Origin of the sequence: Pseudoalteromonas caenipelagi (assembly GCF_013140855.1) — a bacterium.
Classification (GTDB): Bacteria; Pseudomonadota; Gammaproteobacteria; order Enterobacterales; family Alteromonadaceae; genus Pseudoalteromonas; species Pseudoalteromonas caenipelagi.
Window position 1 is genome coordinate 280,618 of record NZ_JABBPG010000001.1, and the last position, 19,569, is coordinate 300,186.

Consider the following 19,569-nt stretch of genomic DNA (forward strand, 5'->3'; position numbering starts at 1 on the left):
GAACAAGCGCGTTGCTTTTACTTTATTTATATATCTGGTTTAAAGTGTTTTTCGTTTTTTATGGCTGCACCTAATTCAATATAAGCGCGTTTGTTTGATTAGTTACGAGACCTGCTAGATGTTCATCTATAATGTTCCACCTCTATCTATAAATTTTTGCTCAGCTGTATACTGAGATTTGTGGAATAGTCTATGCTTGTATATCTGCACTCGTTATAAATCAGTTGTCTACAATGAAAATAGTATGTTTAGGTGGGGGCCATGGCCTTGCGCAAGTATTAAAAGCGATCAAACCTTTAGCGAGTAATCTAACCGCGATTATTGCCACGACGGATAATGGTGGTAGTACTGGTCGCTTGAGGCACACTCAACAATGCGTTGCATTAGGTGATATTAGGCGCTGCTGCTTAGAGCTTGTAGAAGACAACTCATTACTACATACTGTATTCGGACATCGTTTTAGCGGCGGAGAACTCGAAGGTCATAGTCTTGGTAATCTGGCATTACTAGGTTTACTACAATTAACCAATAGCGCGACTGAGGCCGTTGCACAATTCAATGCTATTTTAGGCAACTCTCAAACAGTCCTCCCTATGTCTGATGAACCTGTCGATCTCGTTGCAACGATGCAAAATGGTCAAACCTTCATTGGTGAATGTGAAATAGATGCATTAAACCAGTTACCCGAGCGTATTTGCCTTACCAAACCTGTTAATGCCCACGAAAGTGCGATAAAAGCAATAAATGATGCGGACGTTGTATTAATTGGCCCAGGTAGCACTATATCTAGTGTAATGCCCGCACTTCTGGTAGGTAATATTGCACACGCACTTCAGAGCACCAGCGCATGTAAGATATTTGTAGAAAATATCTCACGAGAAAATAGTGTTATGGCACAACTTAAAGAAGAAACTGTTGTTAATTGGCTAAAAAAAATGGTCGGTTATAAGTTTTGTGATATGAGTCTCTCCCCCGCAGCAATTGCACAGATATCAAATTCCGCACTGTGTAGCAGTCATTGCGCAAAGCATTTGCATAATATCGAGCAATTGCATGTTGTGTTTACTCAATTGCTGTTAGTTAAGAGTGATTAGCTTGCTTGCTGACTATCAGTTTAATTGCATCTGAGAAAGCTTGTTCGGCTAAAGTTGTTGCTTTTTCTATCAATGGGGTTAGCTCACAGAGCTTAATATCATGGTGCTTTGCGGTCATTTCTATTAACTCGCACTTTTGTGCTAACAGACATGCACCAAAACTGCTGCTATTGCTCTTTAAGATATGTGCAAGGTATTGAATAGCATCAAGACTGTCGCTGATGGCTAACTCTTTTATTTGTTCACGTGATTCAGTTACATAAACACTTAAAAGCTGCAGCGCCAGCTCCTCCCCTACATCATAAGACAGCTGCGCAAATACCTTTTTATCTATCACAATAGTTTCCTTGGAGGTTTCAAGAGTTACAAAGTTATTGTTGTTGATTAAACAAACTTTAATGGCAGTGAATCTCATATTATTGTATTAGCCATTAGTTAAAGTGTAGTGCGCTTTTCTATAAAGAGCACAGTAATCACCATCAATGATAGAAATTTAAAAGCTGCAATAAGTTGCTTTAAAAAACGATTATTGTAACTGCTGTTAGCATGGGGGGATATGTGATTGTTGAATTTTCGCCATGACTGCATATCGCAAATGCCTTGGTTGCTCCTTTGTTAAAATGTATTCAATTGACCGCACTAATGCTGAGTGATAGCTATTAAAAACAACTGTATGATGTGTTCTTTATTATCCATACATATAGCCACATTAGTGGCTAATAAAATTTAACAAAAACCAGACAGCATTTTGTCGCAGACTACAGGTGTAGGTCTGTGGTTGTCATCAACAGCTACAAAGGTAAAGCTACCAGAAATAGCCAAATGCTTATCGTCTTTATGCATACGTTCTAGATAGATTTTTACTTCAACTTTTAAGCTTGTATTACCAACATGAACTACGCGCGATACCAGCTCAGCAAAAGTACCTGCAGGAATAGCCTCTTTAAAGTCTACTCTATCAGATGAAATTGTTACCAAAGGCTTTCGACAAAACCTAGTTGCAGCAATAAAAGCAGCTTCATCCATCCAAGCCAAGGCGTCACCACCAAATAGCGTATTGTGGTGATTTGTTCTACCAGGAAATACTGTTTTAGTGATCGATGTTACCGAATCTTCAATACGTTTTGCAATAATTGCTTCTTTATCTATCTGTGTCATTTGTTACTACTTTTGCTCGCCAATGTATCTTGCATTAATAATTGAGGGTCTAGTCGCTCGTTATACCAATTAAAGCGCCAATCCAAATGGGGGCCAGTTACCCTACCCGTTGCTCCGATATCTGCAAAGTGGTCACCAGTGCTTAACTTATCGCCCACTTTGACATACAGTTTATTTAAATGAATATAGGTAGAGCTTATACCATAGCCGTGGTCAACAATCACTGTGCCACCGCTGTAATACAAGTCTGGGTCTGCAAAAGTCACAACGCCAGGCAGCGGTGCTAATACAGGAGTGCCAGTCTTATTTGCTATATCAAGGCCATAGTGCGGATTACGCGGCTTTCCATTAAAAAATCTCTGACTACCGTATACTCCCGAAATCCGACCAAGTGCAGGTCTAAGTACTGGCTGTTTAAAGTATTCTAGATTTGACTCTGTCGCGCGTGCCTGTCGAACGGCTTTCGCTTCCGCGCGGATCCTTTCAAGCACCGATTTAGGAGGCGACACATATTTTTTTTCAACGCCAGTGATTTTATCTATTTTAAATTCCCGCTGACTGATAACGATTTCTTTTTCGTGCTTGACTTGCTTATTATCAACCCACGTTAAAACATGTTTAGGCTGCGCATCTCTCCCAAACCCGAACACAAACTCGCCGCTGGGTGTAAGTTTGAGCGGCTTGCCATTAAAGCTTACTTTGCTCACGTTATCTAGTTTGCCAATAACCATGCCACCTTGAGTGAGATTGCCTTTTAACTCGAGAGCATGTGCTTGTAGTGTAAGCCCCAGTGAGCAAAGTAATCCACTTAATATCACAACGCCCTTTTTAAGCATGGGCAATGGCTCCTTTACCAACGCCTTCATACGCTTTAACGGTAATCGCTTTATCAGGCATCTGTTGCTTGATTTGCTCTGCAAGGTACTCTGCGATGCACTCGACCGTGGTATCACAAGGTAAAATATCACAGCGAGTTTCACTAATAGCCAGCTCAAAATAACCTTGCGTAGACTCATATGCAAAACAGATGTCACTTTCTTTAGCTGTAACAAACTTAAGCTCTGTCGACTGAATGATATCTTCACGCGTACCTAGGTAGATATCTTGCCATTTGCTTGACCACTCTTTTTGTAATCTTGGGTGCTTCATGCCATCAACAAACACACCAATTTGTGAACGATGACCATGAATTATACGTTGGCAATTGCCATCATGTTTTTTTAGGCCATGACTATAGTGGTAATAAAAGCTTTCGCTTCGTTCAGGTCTAAGCTCAATACCTATGTCTTTCACATTACTGGGCATATTTGGCATGATGACGGACTTTAAGAATTCGATCACCGTTTGCTCTGTCACTTCTTCACCTTCAATTAAGCAAACGGCTTCTTGGGGCGCACTCATCGCTAGGTGATTAGCATCCCCAAAGTGACAGTCTAATTCAACTCTACCTTTTTCGATTTTAACATCACCATTTAAGCCTTTCGCAACGGCCAATTTATGATCAATCGTTTCATCAATGATGCGTTTGATTTGTTTTTTAACCAAAGCAAAATCCAAAACCATTGATTCATCGTTTAGTTGTCCGTGTAAAGTCATATCGACTATCCAACTTTCACCAACTGCGCCACGTTTGTTACAAAGGAAAGAAAAATCAATGACTGTTAGTGCATCTACAAAAAGGATCATAAACTTCCGGTAAATTAGTTTAATACTAGGGCTATTATAAAGTTTTTTAAGACAAAGATCGCCCTATAAGCGTAGGAGAATTCAATTTTAATGAGAATTATTCTTACAAAAGTACAAATTTTAACTGTTCAGAGTTGTTTAGCGTACATCTGTACGCTAAAGTAACCCCGAAATTTTTAGCAAAGATTGTGAACTATGGAACCAAAAAATAGCTATACAAAAGAAGAATTAATAATATGTGGTCGTGGTGAAATGTTTGGCGAGGGTAATTGCCGCCTGCCCAGCGATAACATGCTAATGATGGACCGCATCATCGAAATAAACGACAACGGTGGCGAATTTGGCAAAGGTCATATCATTGCTGAACTAGATATTGACCCTAGCCTTTGGTTCTTTGACTGCCATTTTAAAGGTGACCCTGTCATGCCAGGTTGTTTAGGTCTGGATGCAATGTGGCAGCTTGTTGGCTTTTTCTTAGGCTGGTCTGGTGGCCCAGGTCTCGGTCGAGCTCTAGGTGTAGGCGAAGTTAAATTCACCGGCCAAATTCTTCCTACCGCTAAAAAAGTAACATACCGAATAGATATGAAGCGTGTTATCAAACGTAAACTGTTTATGGGTATGGCTGATGGTACAGTTGAAGTTGATGGCCGAGTTATCTATGAAGCCAAAGACCTAAAAGTAGGCCTATTCCAAGATACAAGCGCTTTTTAATACCAATCCGCTTAAAACAACAAAGCCCCATTATGGGGCTCTGTTGTCTCTAATACGGTTTGTTGTTAAGTTTTAAAGGTATTACGATTTTCAATCGCTTCGCGCCATCCACCCAGCCATTCAGATCTTGGCTCAACTTGTTGATATGGACATAACTCTTTTGATCTACCTGCTAGCCCTGCTTTAAATCCTTGTGAATGTGCTCTTTCTAAGCGATCTCTTTTCTGTCTCTTCATAGGTAAAATCCTCACCTTTTTTTCAACGATGTTGTGGCTGTAATCGATATAATTACAATCGTCATCAACATTTAATAATTAGTTAATAAACCTGTCGTTATCAACCTAATTGGCACTATATTTATGACCAACAGCGGAGGTTTAAGTTTACTCCATTGATAACACAGTATTTGTTTTTTAACTGATGTGTATCTTGCGCACATCACGCGTTATTGATTAATTGAGAACAACCAGCGCATCTATTAGCTACTTTTTACTTTTATAAAAAAGCGCAGCAGCAATTGCACTGGAATAGAGCAGGATTGGCCAAACCTTCATCTTCAATAAATCACATAAGGTAAAGGCATGCAATGATCTTTATCAATAGTTATATATCAAACATTAGGAGAAAGATAAATAATCTAACAATTAAAAGTTATTCAAGAAATTAATTTAATAAATACCACAAAACAAGCTTGTTTTCGGCCAAACCAAAGTAAAAAAACATTCATAATTTTGACATAAAAACTTTTCGTTTCAATTCAATATCAAAGATACATAGTCATACAAAGGGGACTTTAAAATGTAACAAATGTCCCCATATAGGCTCTGGTGTAACACCATATTCGGTTGTATAAAATATCGCGTTTAGTTTTGTGCGATGTTCATTTAAATAGCTGCAACAGTTTTTTGAAACATGACATTATTAGTGGCTTCTATGGCTAAAGCTAAAACTGCGTTCTTTTATCAGTTTACCCGTTCCATCTTTTGGTGTGCTATAAAAGTTAACTGATAACTTATCTAATACGTTATCAAGTTCAATGTGCGCAAACCCCCAAGTAAAACTTTTAGCCCAAACTAAGTCATATTCAGGATATTGACGCGCTTGGTACTGAGCAAAAGGCGTATGAGTCCCTCGCATTTTTGATGCCGCACCACTGATTATCAACGGCAACTTTGGCTTTGCATGATTAGGCGGTAACACCCGAGTACAATCATCCGTTAAAAGCTCTAAGTCGTGTTCATGGCCCGCAATATAAGCATCTGCGTACTTACAAAGTTCAGGTAAAATAAGCCTTCGCAAAACATGCCCTTCATCGTATTTAGTACCGCCAATTGACCATAAAATGTGGTGACCATACACGATTTTCCACTTGGCGGTTGAGTTTTTTAATCCGCTTGCGAGCCAAGCTAGTTGCTTGTGATCTTCACCATTTAATGGTGTTTCATGCTGCTCAATGTCTTCTACTTTAGCTTGTCCTTTTGCAAGCGCACTCGCTAAGCTTTGTTCCGACCCATCCTCATTAAGCGGAACTTCGTAGTAATGTTGGCCAGCCAACAACATATTGGTATCAATCACAAAAAACTCGACATCACTACCCGGCACTCCTCGTTTGAAGCGATAGTAGCCTTGCTTATCCATCACAAAATTTGGCTGCTTCGCCATCCAAGCAGTTTGCAGTGCAACCCCTTTACGCGACGTTTTCCAATCGTGATTGCCAAGTGCCGAATAGACCACCAGCGACTCATTGCCTTTAAAAAGCGGCTTAAGTGGATCTAAAATGAGGTCATTCATGCGTTTTTCATCATCTTTGCCATCGTTCGCGTCAGCGCCATCTGGGTAGATGTTATCCCCTAACTGAATCGCAAATTCGCATTCACGTGTTTTGCATAGCCTAGCCATCGCTTGGCCCACTGCTTTAGCGCCACTTTGCTCCGTGGCAATATTGGTATTTGGATAAATAAATATTGGAGCATGATCGAACTCCTCTATTGGCCTGTGATCATCTAACCAATCTTGTTTTTCAGACGCTATAAACTGGTTTTTATTTTTTGGATGCTTGATATGTTTTTGCTTTGGATAGTCAGTGCTGTAACCACCATCACCAAATGCTAAAAAACTTATTGATGAACTATCGTTGTCCGTGTCTTTGGCCGTTGCATTAACAGAAGCAATGGCTAAACAAAATGCAGATAGGGTAAAAATGTATTTCATATTAATTGCAGCCAATTTGCATTGGCTGCCTCCACAAACTTATAACGAATTAAAACTCACACCGAACTCATAAGAGCGACCATAGCTTTCATATTGATAGTTGTACTGGTGGGCACCGTGATAAAGGTAGTACGGTTCGTCGGTTAGATTTATGGCGTTGAAATATAACTGGAATTGTTCAGTGATATTATATTTTGCACTTAAATCAAGTTGTAAATGAGCATCTTGGTATACTCGCTTTCCTTGCTCTTCGTGTTGAAAACTTTTGCTCTTGTAGCTTGCGCTAAGTCGGGTAGAAAGCAGATCGTTTTCATAGCCAAGCATCACGTTAGCCACCGTGTCAGATTGATTTTGCAGCTTATGATCCGCATCAATAAATGTAGCATTGCTGCTAAACATCAATCCGTTACTAAAGTTCTTGCTAAAAGCCAGCTCTACGCCGTTTAAATCGGCGCTGCCGCCATTGCGAGCTTGCATTACTTCTTTGTAACCTGACCAAACGCCTAAGCCTTGAACTTGCTCTATGGCAATAAAGTTTGAGATGTCTTTATAGAATAGGCCTGCTGAAATAACACCTACCCCAGATAAGTAATATTCAATGGAAAAATCAAGATTGTTAGATTCGTACGGATCCAATTCTGGATTGCCAACTTCTGCTTTGCGTTCAATTTCAATGACGCCATCGTCAATGGATGTATCTGTCTCTATGATCGCAAATGCCGCTGAGTCTGAAAACTTTGGTCGTGCAAGCGTGCTAGTATAGGCAAAACGGGTAATTAAATTATCCTTATATTCATAGCGAACAGTTAAGTTCGGCAGTAGATGATCGTAATCTTTGTTAGCGTGCCACTTGGAGATGTTGGTTTGCTCAATATCGTTCACTTCATCGGTGACCAGCTCAACTCTGTTGCCATTAGTATTAAAATCGGTCGTTTCATAGCGCAACCCCGATATCACCTGCCATTGACCAATATCCATTGTTAACATCAAATACGCAGCCCCGATCTGCTCTTCAGATGTGTAGCTACCACCAGCGCTTTTGATATTGCTCTCTAGGTGGTTAGTTTCAAATGAACTGCGATTTAACTTAACAAAATTTTTCAGGGCATTTTGACTTAATCCCGAACCAAACTTACCTAAGTCATAGTTGGGCTCGTTTATTTTGAATTGCTCTGCCACTACCTCATCAAAACCACCATCAAACACGATGATATCGGCGTTTTTAAGTTTTTCTCGTTGTGTGTACTTAGCACCAAATTTTAGTTGTGCGTTGTAATTAGCAATCACCAGATCTTTACTCAAGTCTAGCTTGAAACTTGTCGACTCATCTTCGCTAAAGTTATTTTCAACAACAACTTCATCCAAAGAAAACTTATTCAAGTCGAAAGCATCATCACTTGCACTGAGAGTTGGCTTTTCTCCTAAGCTTGCATAGCCAAGCCAAAAGCCTTTTCCTGCAAAACTGGTGTCGAGGCGATTCGGCTCTTTTTCATTAGACTTCGAGTAACCTAAACTGTACTCCACTACCCATTCATTTAATTGGTGTTCAGCACCAGTAACTATTGAGACAACTTGTTGCTCTTCAAATCTATCTTTTGTATCTCTGTCCATTTTTGCTGATTGAAACAATGCTGAGTTAGCTGATAACTCTGATGCAACCAGCTCGCCTTTATCAAACTTGTATTCGTTACGTAGGCGATACTCATCATCAGAAAATTCACTAACGAGTGTTTTTAGATAATATAGATTCCCCTGCTCGTCTTTTAAGTCTAAATTGATAGCACCTCCAAGGCGCTCCCTTTCAATCGTATAATGACGCTGCTCGATTTCTTCAGCTGATAGCACTGATGTTGTATTACCGTTGCTCCTTTGAAGGTCAGTGGCATACCATCCGCCATCGGTTTCCATGTTATGAGAGCCAAATCGCCTTTGCGACCAAGATAGTGCTGATGCAATGCCAAAGTCATAGCCTTTGGACAATTCAAATACATCGCTATAGCTTGCAGACAACTTTGGACTACTTTTTTCAACTTGTGCGTTATAAGTATTTTGCACGCTTGCGCTGTAGCTTGTTCCATCTCTATCAAACGCACTTAAGCTCTTAACTTCAATGCTGCCTCCAATTGCTGATGCATCCATATCAGGTGTGACCGTTTTACTCACCTCTAAACTTTGAATTAGCTCACTTGGGATCACATCCATAGCGACGCTGCGAACACCCGCTTCCGGAGATGGCAGATTTGCGCCATTAATAGTGACATTATTTAAATTTGGATCTATGCCACGTATCCCGACAAATCTCCCCTCGCCTTGATCTCGTTGAATAAACATCCCTGGTAAACGTTGTAACGCTTCAGCTGCATTTTGATCCGGTAACTGACCGATTGAATCACTACTTACGATAGACTTGATCCCTAAAGCGTTTTTTTGTCTATTGAGCGCCCCTGCCTGGCCAGCGCGTTGACCTATAACAATGACATCTTCAAGTGTTACATCGTCGCTTTGTAAAAATACATCAACATTTACGGTACCATCAGCGCCAACGATGACTGTTTTGCGCACTGATTTAGCCCCGATGTAATCAACTTGCAGCGTATACGTGCCAGCAGGAAGGTTTGTTAATTTAAAAGAACCATCTCTTGCACTTACCGTGCTCCTATTAAGCGCTTCAATAGTTACTCTCGCACCTTGAAAAAAAACGTTTTTTTCTTCACTTGCGATTTTACCAGCGATTGAACTTGCAAAACTTGAAGATGCAAATAATGCACAAGTTAGGCTTAAAGCGACTTTAGATTTTGAAAATGTAAACGGTTTCATTGCTACTCTCTAGTTACACGGTAATTTTTACAAACAGTTGTTTGCTACGACGGCACCGAACAATAGAGAATTGATATGTAAGAAATATTTCAATGTTTTTGAAAAGCGTCTAAATTAGCATTAATGCGTATGATTTAAGGCAGTTTTGAGCCATTTTGACCCCCCTTTTTTTAGCCAATTTGCCATTTTGAAGGGAAATTCATCGTAAAAGTTCGTTAATTGTCATCTTTTTGTCCCGTTACGTGAGCTATTTTAACCCTGCCAAGCGATATGCTTTTGAGCAATACTTTTAAATGCGCTTGGCTGTGTTCTGATACTCGCGTAGAAAATCGAGCCAATTACCAACATCTCTAAAAAATTTAGACTTCTAAGGCAATAAATGAGCGTTATACAACAAAGTTTCTTTAAACTACACAAGCCATTGTGGGTACTGCTGGCCATAGTGATCCCTACCACAATTCTAACGGTTGCAAGCAACAGCACACTAAAAAATACTGATGCAGTAGATTGGATAGATTGTATCTGTGAAGGGGGTATTGCCTTTATGACGCTACTTTGGCTGATAGCAACACTACTGTCTCGACCCAAAGGAAACGTCACCCTGTTACTGTTTTTTGGCTTATCTGCAATGCACATTTCGATGCTTATGGACTTCCTCGATGAGTTTTACCGTTTTGATAGCGCTAATACTTGGCTCAGTGCATTTGAGGCGTTTCCCGCATTTATTGGGATGATACTCATGTCTTTTGCAATGTACTTTTGGTACCAAGAACAGCAAATATTAAACTTTATGTTGTTAAAAAAAGAGCGCTTTTATCGCGAATATGGTTTAACCGATTTTATAAGTGGCTTATACCGCGCCGAATATATGAAACAGCAAATTGATAAAGAGTTACTGGCATTAAAGCACCACAATATTCCATTTTGTATTGCTTTAATTGATATAAAAGAGTTCTCAGTATTTAACGAAAAATATGGTGTAACGAAGGCCAATAGCCTACTTGCTGATGTGGGCCAAATTATCTTGTTAAATCTACGTGACTCAGATTTAGCCTGTCGATATGCCAGCGATAGGTTTATCGTACTGATGCCTAACACCAATTTGAGCACGGCAAAACAAGTTATCAATCAGGTTGCTGATAGAGTTTCTAACCATAGGCCATACGCGCAAGGCCATTTAATTTCCGGAAGTAATGACGTGCATTGGTTATGTGAACAAGCACACAAGGGCGAGCAACAAGCAAGTTTACTTGCTCGTATTAATGCACAGTTAAATACCCAAAAGTCGGCGGCATAATGGCGCAGTTTTATGAAGTGGAAGATGCCATTTTTGATGCGCATACGCTTATTTTACCAATCGTTGAAATGGCGGCACAACGAGGGGTGATGCCCGACAAAATACTCAAAGGCTCTAAGCTATTTTACGATGACCTAAATAAGCAAACGAAACGAGTCAGTTTTGCACAGTTACACTGTGTGATCAGTAATACCACCAAACTATTGAATGCCGATGGCATTAGCTTTTTACTTGCAGAGCGCTTATTTCACAGCTTGCATGGCAATGCGTTTCAAGCACTTATGCACGCATCAAATTTACAGCAAATGTTTAGAATAAGTCAGCTTACCCAATATGAGCTATTCCCCTACATGTATGCAAAAAGCTACTATGGGAACGAGCAAGTGCATTTTGTGGTAAATTTCTCTGTGTGCGAGCCTTGTGAAGTCGTTAAAGGGTTTTTCTACGAGCTATTAGCGGGTTTAATTGAATGTTTGCTGAAGTGGCATTTCAACAAGCCGGCTAAAAGACAAGAGTCGCACGGATTTCATATTAAATTTCCAATCGCACCACCTAATCATATTGAGCAGTTCCATAGCCATTTAAGTTGTCATTATTCATTTGCTCATCCGATGTTTATAGTATCGGTTGACCGCGCCATATTGCTTAACAAACGCGACAATGCGCTCCCAGCTATGACCTCTTATTATCTTAAACAATCAAGGTTATCTGACTACACAATAGGGTTTAAGCAACACCTAGCACAGCTAATAACAAAAATGCCAAAAGCCACCAGCGAACAAATCGCGACAGTAATGGGCATAAGTAGTGCAACACTTAAACGTAAGCTAAAACAACACAATACCAGCTTCAAAATGCTTAAAGATGAATGGCAAAAACAGCAGTCTCTTATATACATTACCGCGCAAGGTTACTCCAATGAAAAAGTGGCACAAGCGCTGGCTTTTACTGATATTACAAATTTTCGGCGCGCCTTTAAGCGCTGGACCGGCAAAACCCCAAGTCAGCTCAGAGCAGAGACAAAACCGTTCCTTTGAAGTTAACTATTGAGCTTCTGAATAATTTGCCAACGCAGTTTCCTTGCCATTTCCTCATCAATCTCACCTAAACTCCCCAACGCATCTTGGTTTATATGAGAATGTGCATTATCAGAAAATACATAATGGTCAAATACCGCCTTGTATGCTTGTTTCTGAGCGCTCGGCAAATGCCCAACAGACAAAATGGCATGAAGTAACGCATCCGTTGGTAACCCTAGATAGGCCTCGCTTTGACGCCACCAATAGTTTATTAAACCGTTGATAGACTCTGTACTTTTGACATGGTGCCACCACATACTAGGAATATAAATCGCGTCACCAGGCGCTAATTCTACAAATTTTGCGCCCTCTAATGCGGTTTTAAATTTAGGATGCTTTACATAATCTGGTTTCGAAAAATCAACCATGCTGACGACTTGCCCTGCAGGTGTAAAGTCGATGGGCCCGGGATATAAGCAATCGATCAGTTGCGGTTCAAACAAGGTAAACTGCCTCTTTCCCGCAACAACACACGCGATATTATCGGGAACATCATAATGTGCTGCCACCTCACTTTGATTACCAAGCCAGATACTCACCAATGGGGCAAGCTCAAGCATAGGTAAATTATTTTCTTGCTGTAAATTAGGTAAACAATAACCTAAGGTAGTTGACCCCATATAAAGGCTTGGCTGATTTTCGCTACGTTGATTAAGTAATTGGCAGAATATATCTTTAAGATGCGTTTTTACTTGCGAAAAGTTCTTTTGTGTATGGCTTGATGTATAAAAAAACCTGCCTTTGTACTTCGCTTCGCACTGGTAGGCATAAACACCTACCCCAGCATCAAAATGCTTCAAATAATCGCAAAATGCTCCATCGGAGTGATTTGCCGCCACAACAATCGGCCAGTCCTTAACCGCATTTTTGAACACCAAAGGTTGCGGCACGCGCTCTTTAGACTGAGCAATAACAATTGCAACCATTTCTTGGGCGGTCAAATTGCTGTACGCCTTTATATGCCCGTTTAACACGTTATCTTTCCTCTATCTGCTCTTTCATTCGCACCAGCTTTCTTAGCTGACCTAATGACGCCAACACCATATAAATATGCTGTAGATAGCCTTGATTATGAAGCTCTACTATGGCGTTGTCTGTCAAGCGAGAAAGTACGTCCTCATTGATAGTGTACAAGCCACTTAAACGTGCAGTTCCCGCATTAATTAACGCGCTTTCTAGCAACTCATATTTTAGTAAGCTAGCAACAAAAGATTCACTTTGACTATGCCCACTATGGATTGCCAACAAGATGCTATTAACATTTTGCAAATAGTCGCTCATGCCACCTTGGCTTGAAAACAACGCCTCTCCTTGTTGTGTACTTACCCTTGGATGTGACATATCAATATGTACTGCCGGTTCACTCACCGGAATGCCATTTAGCTGCTTTTCGACAAAACCAATTAGAAAAGGTTGGCGTAGAATGCTCAGCGGTATGTATTGTGCCTGCCAACCACTCTGAGTTAGATACAAGTTTTCCCGCTCGTTAAATCCAAGCAACGCAACCGCTTCGAACTGCCCTGTTTGGCCGTTCTTTTTAAAAAATATTGGATAATCGCTTTGTAGTTGCGCAAATTCTGACGGAAATACCCGGGTAATACTCACATCATCGCCAAGGCTTGCACTGCGCTGAGTGAGTATTTTGATATCTTTGTGAGTAATATTATCGAGTAGTTGTTCTTGACTCATAAAACGTCCTTTAACTAAATCGTTGAAATACCAAACTTGGTAATATTCGTTAACAAGTCTCGGTTAGTTGGTAACGTGCCTAGCCCTCGCTGTGCATTTTGTGTAACTTGTTTGAACAGAGTATTTATCACTTCATGATTTATTTGATCTGACCAAGCGCTCTGATACAGCGTTGAAGAAAATCCCATCCCAAATAACACATACTGATAACTTGCCGCAGAGAAAACCTCATCGATGTGATCTAAATCACTGTGCTTAGGTGGCTGATATTGCCAAAGTAATAGCAATTCTTGCAGAGTTTGCGGTATATGCTCAGCGCGCATGGTTTGCCAATAGGCCGTGTCATCACGACTGCTTAAGACGTAATGCAATTTTAAAAAGTCGATGATGCGGTGCCAACGATAAACAAATTTGGCATTAAACCGATTTGCAACCACATTCATCATCGAATGCGTTTTGGGGAAATTGTCAATGAGATATTGAGCACTTAGCTCTATCATAACCAAAGCTGACGCTTCAAGCGGTTCCAAAAAACCTGCAGACATACCGATTGCCACACAGTTATTGTGCCAAAGCTTTTCTCTAAATCCTGGATTGAATTTGATCTCTTTAAATGTACTGGGTGCTGGCGCTTCTAAGCCTTGATCAGTGATATAATTAGCTAGTTGCAGCTTCGCAGTATCAAAGTCACAATACTCACTTGCAAAGGTATAACCAATGCCTCTGCGGGTTGGCAATGCAATATCCCATATCCAGCCATAGGGTTGGGCTGTTGATTTAGTGCATGACGCAATTTTTGCTTGCTCGTCACTATGCATGACCTGTACGGCAACTGCGCTGTCATTTTTCAATATGTGTTTTTGTGACAACCAAGAGACTTTAAAGTGCTCACCTAATAAAAGTGATTTACTGCCTGTACAATCAATAAACAAGTCAGCAGTAATTTGACCATGGTCGATGCTCGTAACGGCAAGTATATCGCCATCATTATCGCCAAGGACTTTACATACATCATCTACAATAAGTTTTACGCCAAGTCGCTCTGTCGCGTGCTCTTTAAGTAACTTCGCGAATTTATCCGCGTTAAGGTGATAACCATAATTAGCTTTGCCTGCAAATTGTATATCACTGGGCAACCTAGGTGCTTTGTTTTCATCGCACCAGTAAGCTTGAGCGCTTACCGCGTGGGCAAAATCGACTTTATCTTTAACCGTTAGCCAAGGTGAAACCATATCAATGTCTTGTTCGAACCCAACAGGCAAAGAAAATGGGTGATAATACGAATGATTTTGTGCCTTAGCCCAATTGACAAATTCAGAGCCTTGTTTGAATGACGCATCACATCTTTGTATAAATTCCCCTTCCGTTATTCCTATTTTCTCTAGCGTGTTACGCATTGTTGGCCATGTTCCTTCGCCAACACCAATCGTCGCAATATTTGCAGATTCAATGAGCGTTATTTCAACCTCGTGGCTATGCGTAGCAGCAAGCACACATGCGGTTAACCAACCGGCACTTCCGCCGCCAACAATAAGTACACGTTTTATCTGTTTAGTCTGTGCCATATGCTGTTATCTCGTGACATTTTATAAAACAAAGCCGCAGTTAAATGCGGCTTTATATTAATAATAGTACGGTTCCAAACGCAGGTTAGAAAGTATAACGCGCACCTAAGTTATAGCGAGCACCGTATTGAGCACCATTTAAGAATTGCTCAGGGTAACGCACGTACACACGCTGCGTTTCCTCGGTGATATTCAATCCTTCAAAGAATACCGTCAACTGCTCCGTTACTTGATAGTTTACGTTTACGTCAATTTGTGAGTAAGCTTCCGTAAATGCAGGTGAAGAGTGCTGATCAAAATCAGACAAAAATTCATCACGCCAGTTGTATGAAACCCTGACCGATAAACCATCTTTATCGTAAATTGCCGATAGATTGGCTGAATCGCTCATGCCCACTAACGCAAACTGCGGCGTTGTGATATCGCGATTTACGCTTACGTCACCGTTAACCATAGTCGCATTTGCTTGTACACCAAAGCCACTATCACCAAACATGTGTTGTAGTGCAATCTCCCATCCATATAAACTAGATGATCTTAGGTTTACGTCTTTTGAAACCGCAAAGGAGGCTAATGGATCTGTCTCATCAGCACCGATACGCGAACCAGATTCAGCGCCCATGTTGGCATTGATGCGGTCGTGGATGGCCTGATCTGACGGCTGGATACCTTCTGCAATCAACTGCTCGCGTGCTTCTTCAGCTCGCGGCCCGATAAAGACATCACGAAGGCCTTCTATCGTCTCATTGGTTGTGACATTAACAAGGAAGTTATCAACTTTTTTATTGAAGTAACCCACAGACACATAACTACCTTCGTCATAGTAATACTCAAGTGACACATCGTAATTATCGGCGACATAAGGCTTTAACTGAGGATTACCTACTTCAACTTTACGCTGGCCAACTTTCGGATTGCCAACAAAGTTTTTGGTTGAGCCTAATGCGCCAATAGGTGGACGTGTCAAAGAGCGTGAGTACGACGCACGTGCAATCACGTCATCCATTAGCTCATAATCTATATCAATACTGGGTAAAAACTCTTCAGTCTCGCCTGAACCATCGGAGAAACTTTGCTCTGATGCATAAACGTATTCCCATTCATTACCATTTACCCACTCCATAGCAACAGCAGGTCGCTCCAAACCCATCGAGTCAATGTCGGTTTTTTCGTACCGTACACCTACTGACACGTTTAATGGTCTATCTGCAACATCAAAGGTCATGTTAGCTTGAGTATAAAGTGATGTTGTTGTCTCTTTGACTCGGCTATCATTATCAATTGGACCGGCTTGAAATTGACCATTGACCTCCTGCGGCCAACCATCGTTGAAAATATCCGGAGCGATGGTATCTTCAATGGTTTCAAACAAATTAAGAACTTTGTCGAAATCGGCAGTTAGATAGTAATTAACTGGCTTATTTCCAGCATTCGAAAAACCATCTAACATGCCATCAATTGCGACACGGTTAAACATATCATCAGGGAAGTGTACTGCTGACCAGTTCCACCAACCGGCTGGTAAGTTTTGTGAGTAAGCAGTGGTTTGTCTAAATTCCATTTTTGTACGTGCTGCACCAAAAGACACTTTGTTTAAAAAGCCGCTTTCATTGTTAACCCATTCACCTTTAAGCTGGAACTGGGTCATATCATTAGTTTTATCTTCTTGCGTTACAGCGCCAAATAACGAACCCATGTCTGCGCCTGTAAGCTCAGCCTGAGGATTACCTTGACCGTCAACTAAGTCAAAGCCCCACAAAGGCACGCCGCTACCCGACACCGCATTGGTCTTCACATTAATATTTGCAGTATTCGGGCCAAACGCATCGCCTGCATCATCACAAAAACCACAAGACGTGTTGCCTATGATCACAAATGCATCATTACCCAACCCAGCACCTTTGTTGGTTGCAGAAGAGTCATGTGCATCAAGCTCAAATTTAAGAGAGTCAGATGCTTGCCATTGCAGGTTTAACCCTAATGACTTGTTTTCATTTACATATTCTGCACGGCTTAGGTTAGTTGCATAGTCGCCGCCAACTTCCGCTACATTGGTGTATGTGCCATTTTCGTTAATCGTGGCACTTTTAACGTTACCGCCGTTGTTAAACCACACACCAAAGGCGTTCCGATTTGATTCAAATTCTAATTTTGAATAGGTATAGTCAACTGTTGCTGTAAAGTCGTCATTGGCTGCGTATTGCAATACAAGCTGGCCGTTTACACGAGTACGCTCATTATCATTAATTGAATAACCAGAGTTTTGCGGGTACCACGTTGCACCATCCGAGCGCTGGTTGTTGTCTGTGAGGTCAAGATTTGGTGAAGCACTCAAGTCTACATTGGGGATCCAGTTGTCGATAGCCGCTTTTTCTTCACGGTTGTTTCTGTCTTGGTAAGAGCCCGACAACAACACACCAAATTTATCATCATTGAAAGTATTGCTATAAATACCCGACACTTCAGGCGTAATATCATCGCCCGCTTCATTTGAGGTTTCAAGTACCCCTTTAACACCCAGTGACGCTTTTAGACCTGGAGACGTTAAAGGTCTCGCAGTTAACATATTTACGGTTGCACCAATACCACCGCTTGGTAAATCTGCTTTAGTTGTTTTGTAAATTTCGACCGCACTGACACCTTCGGTCGCAATATTTGCAAAATCAAATGAACGACCGCCAACTGTGGGCAATTGACGTCCATTCAAGGTGACTAAGTTAAACTCAGGTCCCATGCCACGTACGGTTACTTTACTACCTTCGTTATTACTGCGGTCTATCGACACACCCGTAATACGTTGTAGCGATTCGGCCAAGTTGGCATCTGGGAATTTACCAATGTCTTCTGCGGTAATGGCATCTACAACACCTGTAGCGCTTCGCTTCACGTCCATTGATTTGATTAAACTACCCTTGATACCTGAAATTTCGATAACTTCGATGTTTTCTTGTTGTTCTTGAGCCACTGCATTAGGTGCAAAGTTACCTGCTAAAATAAGCGATAAACTCGTTGCTAACACCGACTTGTTAAAATGTTTTGTTGTCATATTGATCCCCGGACCACACGATTGTTTATAGCTTCTCGAAAACGTAGTTCACATTTTAAAGAAGCACACAATGTAAGCGCTTACAATTAACTTCAAAAAAATATGAAAGCGCTTACATTTAACTTAGAGCATATGCTGCTTATAGTCAAATAAAATATCACACGCTCATTTTTTTTAGTTTTATTTAGTATTAATATCAGCTAGTTATAGTCTATGTGTGCTGAATACTCGAATTTCTCACCTTGAGCTTGGGCACAAATACAGGCGTCACTTGCACATCTTTTTTGTTGTATACCGTTTTTAGTATCGAATACGCAGCCATTTTACCCATGTCATAAATTGGATAGTCTATGGTAGTCAATGTTGGATACAAATAACTTGCATAGATAATATTATCGAAACCAACGATAGATAGCTCATCAGGTACCACGATACCTAATTGCCTAGCTCGACTCATAACGCCCGAGGCCATTTCGTCATTTGCACACACAATTGCGGTAAACTTTTGACCCCGTTCTAAAAAATAGTCTAGCCCTTTACACCCTGAGTCCTGTCGATAGTCACCTTCAAACAGCTGAGCTTGGGTAAATGCTATGTTTGCCTCATTGAGCGCCTGTTTATGCCCTGTTAAGCGCGCTTGCGCATCTTGCTTCCAAAGAGGCCCAGAGACATAAACTAGCTGTCGATGGCCCAGGTTAAGCAGGTGTTGCGTAGCTAGATAGCCACCTTGACGGTTATCGAGGCAAATACACCTGTTTTTGAGGCTTTCTATATATCGATTGATTAAGACAAACTCTATTCCTCGCTGCTCAAGCTCCAGCAAGTACTCATCACTGACCGCTTCTGCATGTAAAATAAGCGCATCGCACTTGCGGCCAATTAAAAACTCTATGCTTTCTTTTTCTCTTTTCTCATCTGAGTGACCGGAGGTAATTATGGTGTGCTTCCCCTCGTACCTCAGTGTTTCTTCGATAGCACTCATCATATCGCCAAAAAATGGACCATGAAGTTCAGAAACTAAAACACCGACACTATTGGAGCGATTAGACGCAAGCGACTGAGCAATCGAGTTAGGTTGATAGCCTAACTGAGCCATCGCATCTAACACCTTTTGTTTGGTTTTATCGCTGACTTTAGCGTTATTATTCATTACTCGAGACACTGTCGCTAGCGATACCCCCGCCAGCTCAGAGACTTGATAAATGGTGGCCATACA

General features: G+C 41.0%; 16 protein-coding genes. 4 read left to right on the plus strand and 12 right to left on the minus strand.

The features are described from left to right. The first annotated feature begins 233 nt into the window (after positions 1 to 233). The gene (locus HG263_RS01170) at positions 234 to 1,094 is read left to right on the plus strand and encodes a gluconeogenesis factor YvcK family protein (RefSeq protein ID WP_171624257.1); all 861 of its coding nucleotides are present in this window, start codon (positions 234 to 236) and stop codon (positions 1,092 to 1,094) included. Here the strand turns inward: HG263_RS01170 and HG263_RS01175 are convergent. The 4 genes from HG263_RS01175 to HG263_RS01190 all read right to left on the minus strand — a co-directional run bounded on the left by HG263_RS01175 (position 1,081) and on the right by HG263_RS01190 (position 3,938). Then, positions 1,081 to 1,431, minus strand: a complete 351-nt coding sequence (locus HG263_RS01175; RefSeq protein WP_171624258.1) for an Hpt domain-containing protein — start codon at positions 1,429 to 1,431, stop codon at positions 1,081 to 1,083. The two genes, HG263_RS01170 and HG263_RS01175, sit on opposite strands and share 14 nt — an antisense overlap. 389 nt (positions 1,432 to 1,820) lie before the next feature. Further along, on the minus strand, positions 1,821 to 2,252 hold the full coding sequence (locus HG263_RS01180; protein WP_171624259.1) for an acyl-CoA thioesterase: 432 nt from the start codon (positions 2,250 to 2,252) through the stop codon (positions 1,821 to 1,823). Beyond that, a complete protein-coding gene (locus HG263_RS01185) occupies positions 2,249 to 3,088 on the minus strand; it encodes a M23 family metallopeptidase (protein WP_171624260.1) in 840 nt (279 codons plus the stop codon). Before HG263_RS01185 ends, HG263_RS01180 begins: the two co-directional genes overlap by 4 nt. Beyond that, positions 3,081 to 3,938 (minus strand): 6-carboxytetrahydropterin synthase, encoded by an 858-nt coding sequence (locus tag HG263_RS01190; protein WP_171624261.1) that lies wholly within the window; start codon positions 3,936 to 3,938, stop codon positions 3,081 to 3,083. Before HG263_RS01190 ends, HG263_RS01185 begins: the two co-directional genes overlap by 8 nt. A gap of 195 nt (positions 3,939 to 4,133) precedes the next feature. Here HG263_RS01190 and fabA point away from each other — a divergent pair, with 195 nt between their 5' ends. Further along, positions 4,134 to 4,649 carry a 3-hydroxyacyl-[acyl-carrier-protein] dehydratase FabA gene (gene fabA, locus HG263_RS01195; protein WP_171624262.1) on the plus strand — a complete coding sequence of 172 codons (516 nt, stop codon included), beginning with the start codon at positions 4,134 to 4,136 and terminating at the stop codon, positions 4,647 to 4,649. Positions 4,650 to 4,714: 65 nt separating this feature from the next. Here the strand turns inward: fabA and rmf are convergent, their stop codons facing one another. The 3 genes from rmf to HG263_RS01210 all read right to left on the minus strand — a co-directional run bounded on the left by rmf (position 4,715) and on the right by HG263_RS01210 (position 9,677). After that, positions 4,715 to 4,885, minus strand: a complete 171-nt coding sequence (rmf, locus tag HG263_RS01200) for a ribosome modulation factor (protein ID WP_152086001.1) — start codon at positions 4,883 to 4,885, stop codon at positions 4,715 to 4,717. Positions 4,886 to 5,570: 685 nt separating this feature from the next. Then, on the minus strand, positions 5,571 to 6,860 hold the full coding sequence (locus HG263_RS01205) for a metallophosphoesterase (RefSeq protein WP_171624263.1): 1,290 nt from the start codon (positions 6,858 to 6,860) through the stop codon (positions 5,571 to 5,573). A 39-nt stretch (positions 6,861 to 6,899) separates the two neighbouring features. Then, the gene (locus tag HG263_RS01210) at positions 6,900 to 9,677 is read right to left on the minus strand and encodes a TonB-dependent receptor (protein ID WP_171624264.1); all 2,778 of its coding nucleotides are present in this window, start codon (positions 9,675 to 9,677) and stop codon (positions 6,900 to 6,902) included. A 379-nt stretch (positions 9,678 to 10,056) separates the two neighbouring features. Here HG263_RS01210 and HG263_RS01215 point away from each other — a divergent pair, with 379 nt between their 5' ends. Continuing rightward, complete coding sequence (locus tag HG263_RS01215; RefSeq protein WP_171624265.1) at positions 10,057 to 10,974, plus strand: GGDEF domain-containing protein; 918 nt, start codon at positions 10,057 to 10,059, stop codon at positions 10,972 to 10,974. Then, positions 10,974 to 12,011 carry a helix-turn-helix domain-containing protein gene (locus tag HG263_RS01220; protein ID WP_171624266.1) on the plus strand — a complete coding sequence of 346 codons (1,038 nt, stop codon included), beginning with the start codon at positions 10,974 to 10,976 and terminating at the stop codon, positions 12,009 to 12,011. The genes HG263_RS01215 and HG263_RS01220 overlap by 1 nt, the downstream gene beginning before the upstream one ends. A gap of 2 nt (positions 12,012 to 12,013) precedes the next feature. Here HG263_RS01220 and HG263_RS01225 read toward each other — a convergent pair whose 3' ends face one another. The 5 genes from HG263_RS01225 to HG263_RS01245 form a co-directional block, all read right to left on the minus strand. Continuing rightward, on the minus strand, positions 12,014 to 13,027 hold the full coding sequence (locus tag HG263_RS01225; RefSeq protein ID WP_171624267.1) for a cupin-like domain-containing protein: 1,014 nt from the start codon (positions 13,025 to 13,027) through the stop codon (positions 12,014 to 12,016). 1 nt (position 13,028) lies between these two features. After that, entirely contained in the window at positions 13,029 to 13,742 is a 714-nt protein-coding gene (locus HG263_RS01230) for a SapC family protein (RefSeq protein WP_171624268.1), read from the minus strand. Positions 13,743 to 13,756: 14 nt separating this feature from the next. After that, the gene (locus HG263_RS01235; RefSeq protein ID WP_171624269.1) at positions 13,757 to 15,307 is read right to left on the minus strand and encodes a tryptophan halogenase family protein; all 1,551 of its coding nucleotides are present in this window, start codon (positions 15,305 to 15,307) and stop codon (positions 13,757 to 13,759) included. Between the two features lie 85 nt (positions 15,308 to 15,392). Further along, positions 15,393 to 18,353, minus strand: a complete 2,961-nt coding sequence (locus HG263_RS01240) for a TonB-dependent receptor (protein WP_171624270.1) — start codon at positions 18,351 to 18,353, stop codon at positions 15,393 to 15,395. A gap of 211 nt (positions 18,354 to 18,564) precedes the next feature. Continuing rightward, the gene (locus HG263_RS01245) at positions 18,565 to 19,566 is read right to left on the minus strand and encodes a LacI family DNA-binding transcriptional regulator (protein ID WP_171624271.1); all 1,002 of its coding nucleotides are present in this window, start codon (positions 19,564 to 19,566) and stop codon (positions 18,565 to 18,567) included. Between the last annotated feature and the right edge of the window lie 3 nt (positions 19,567 to 19,569).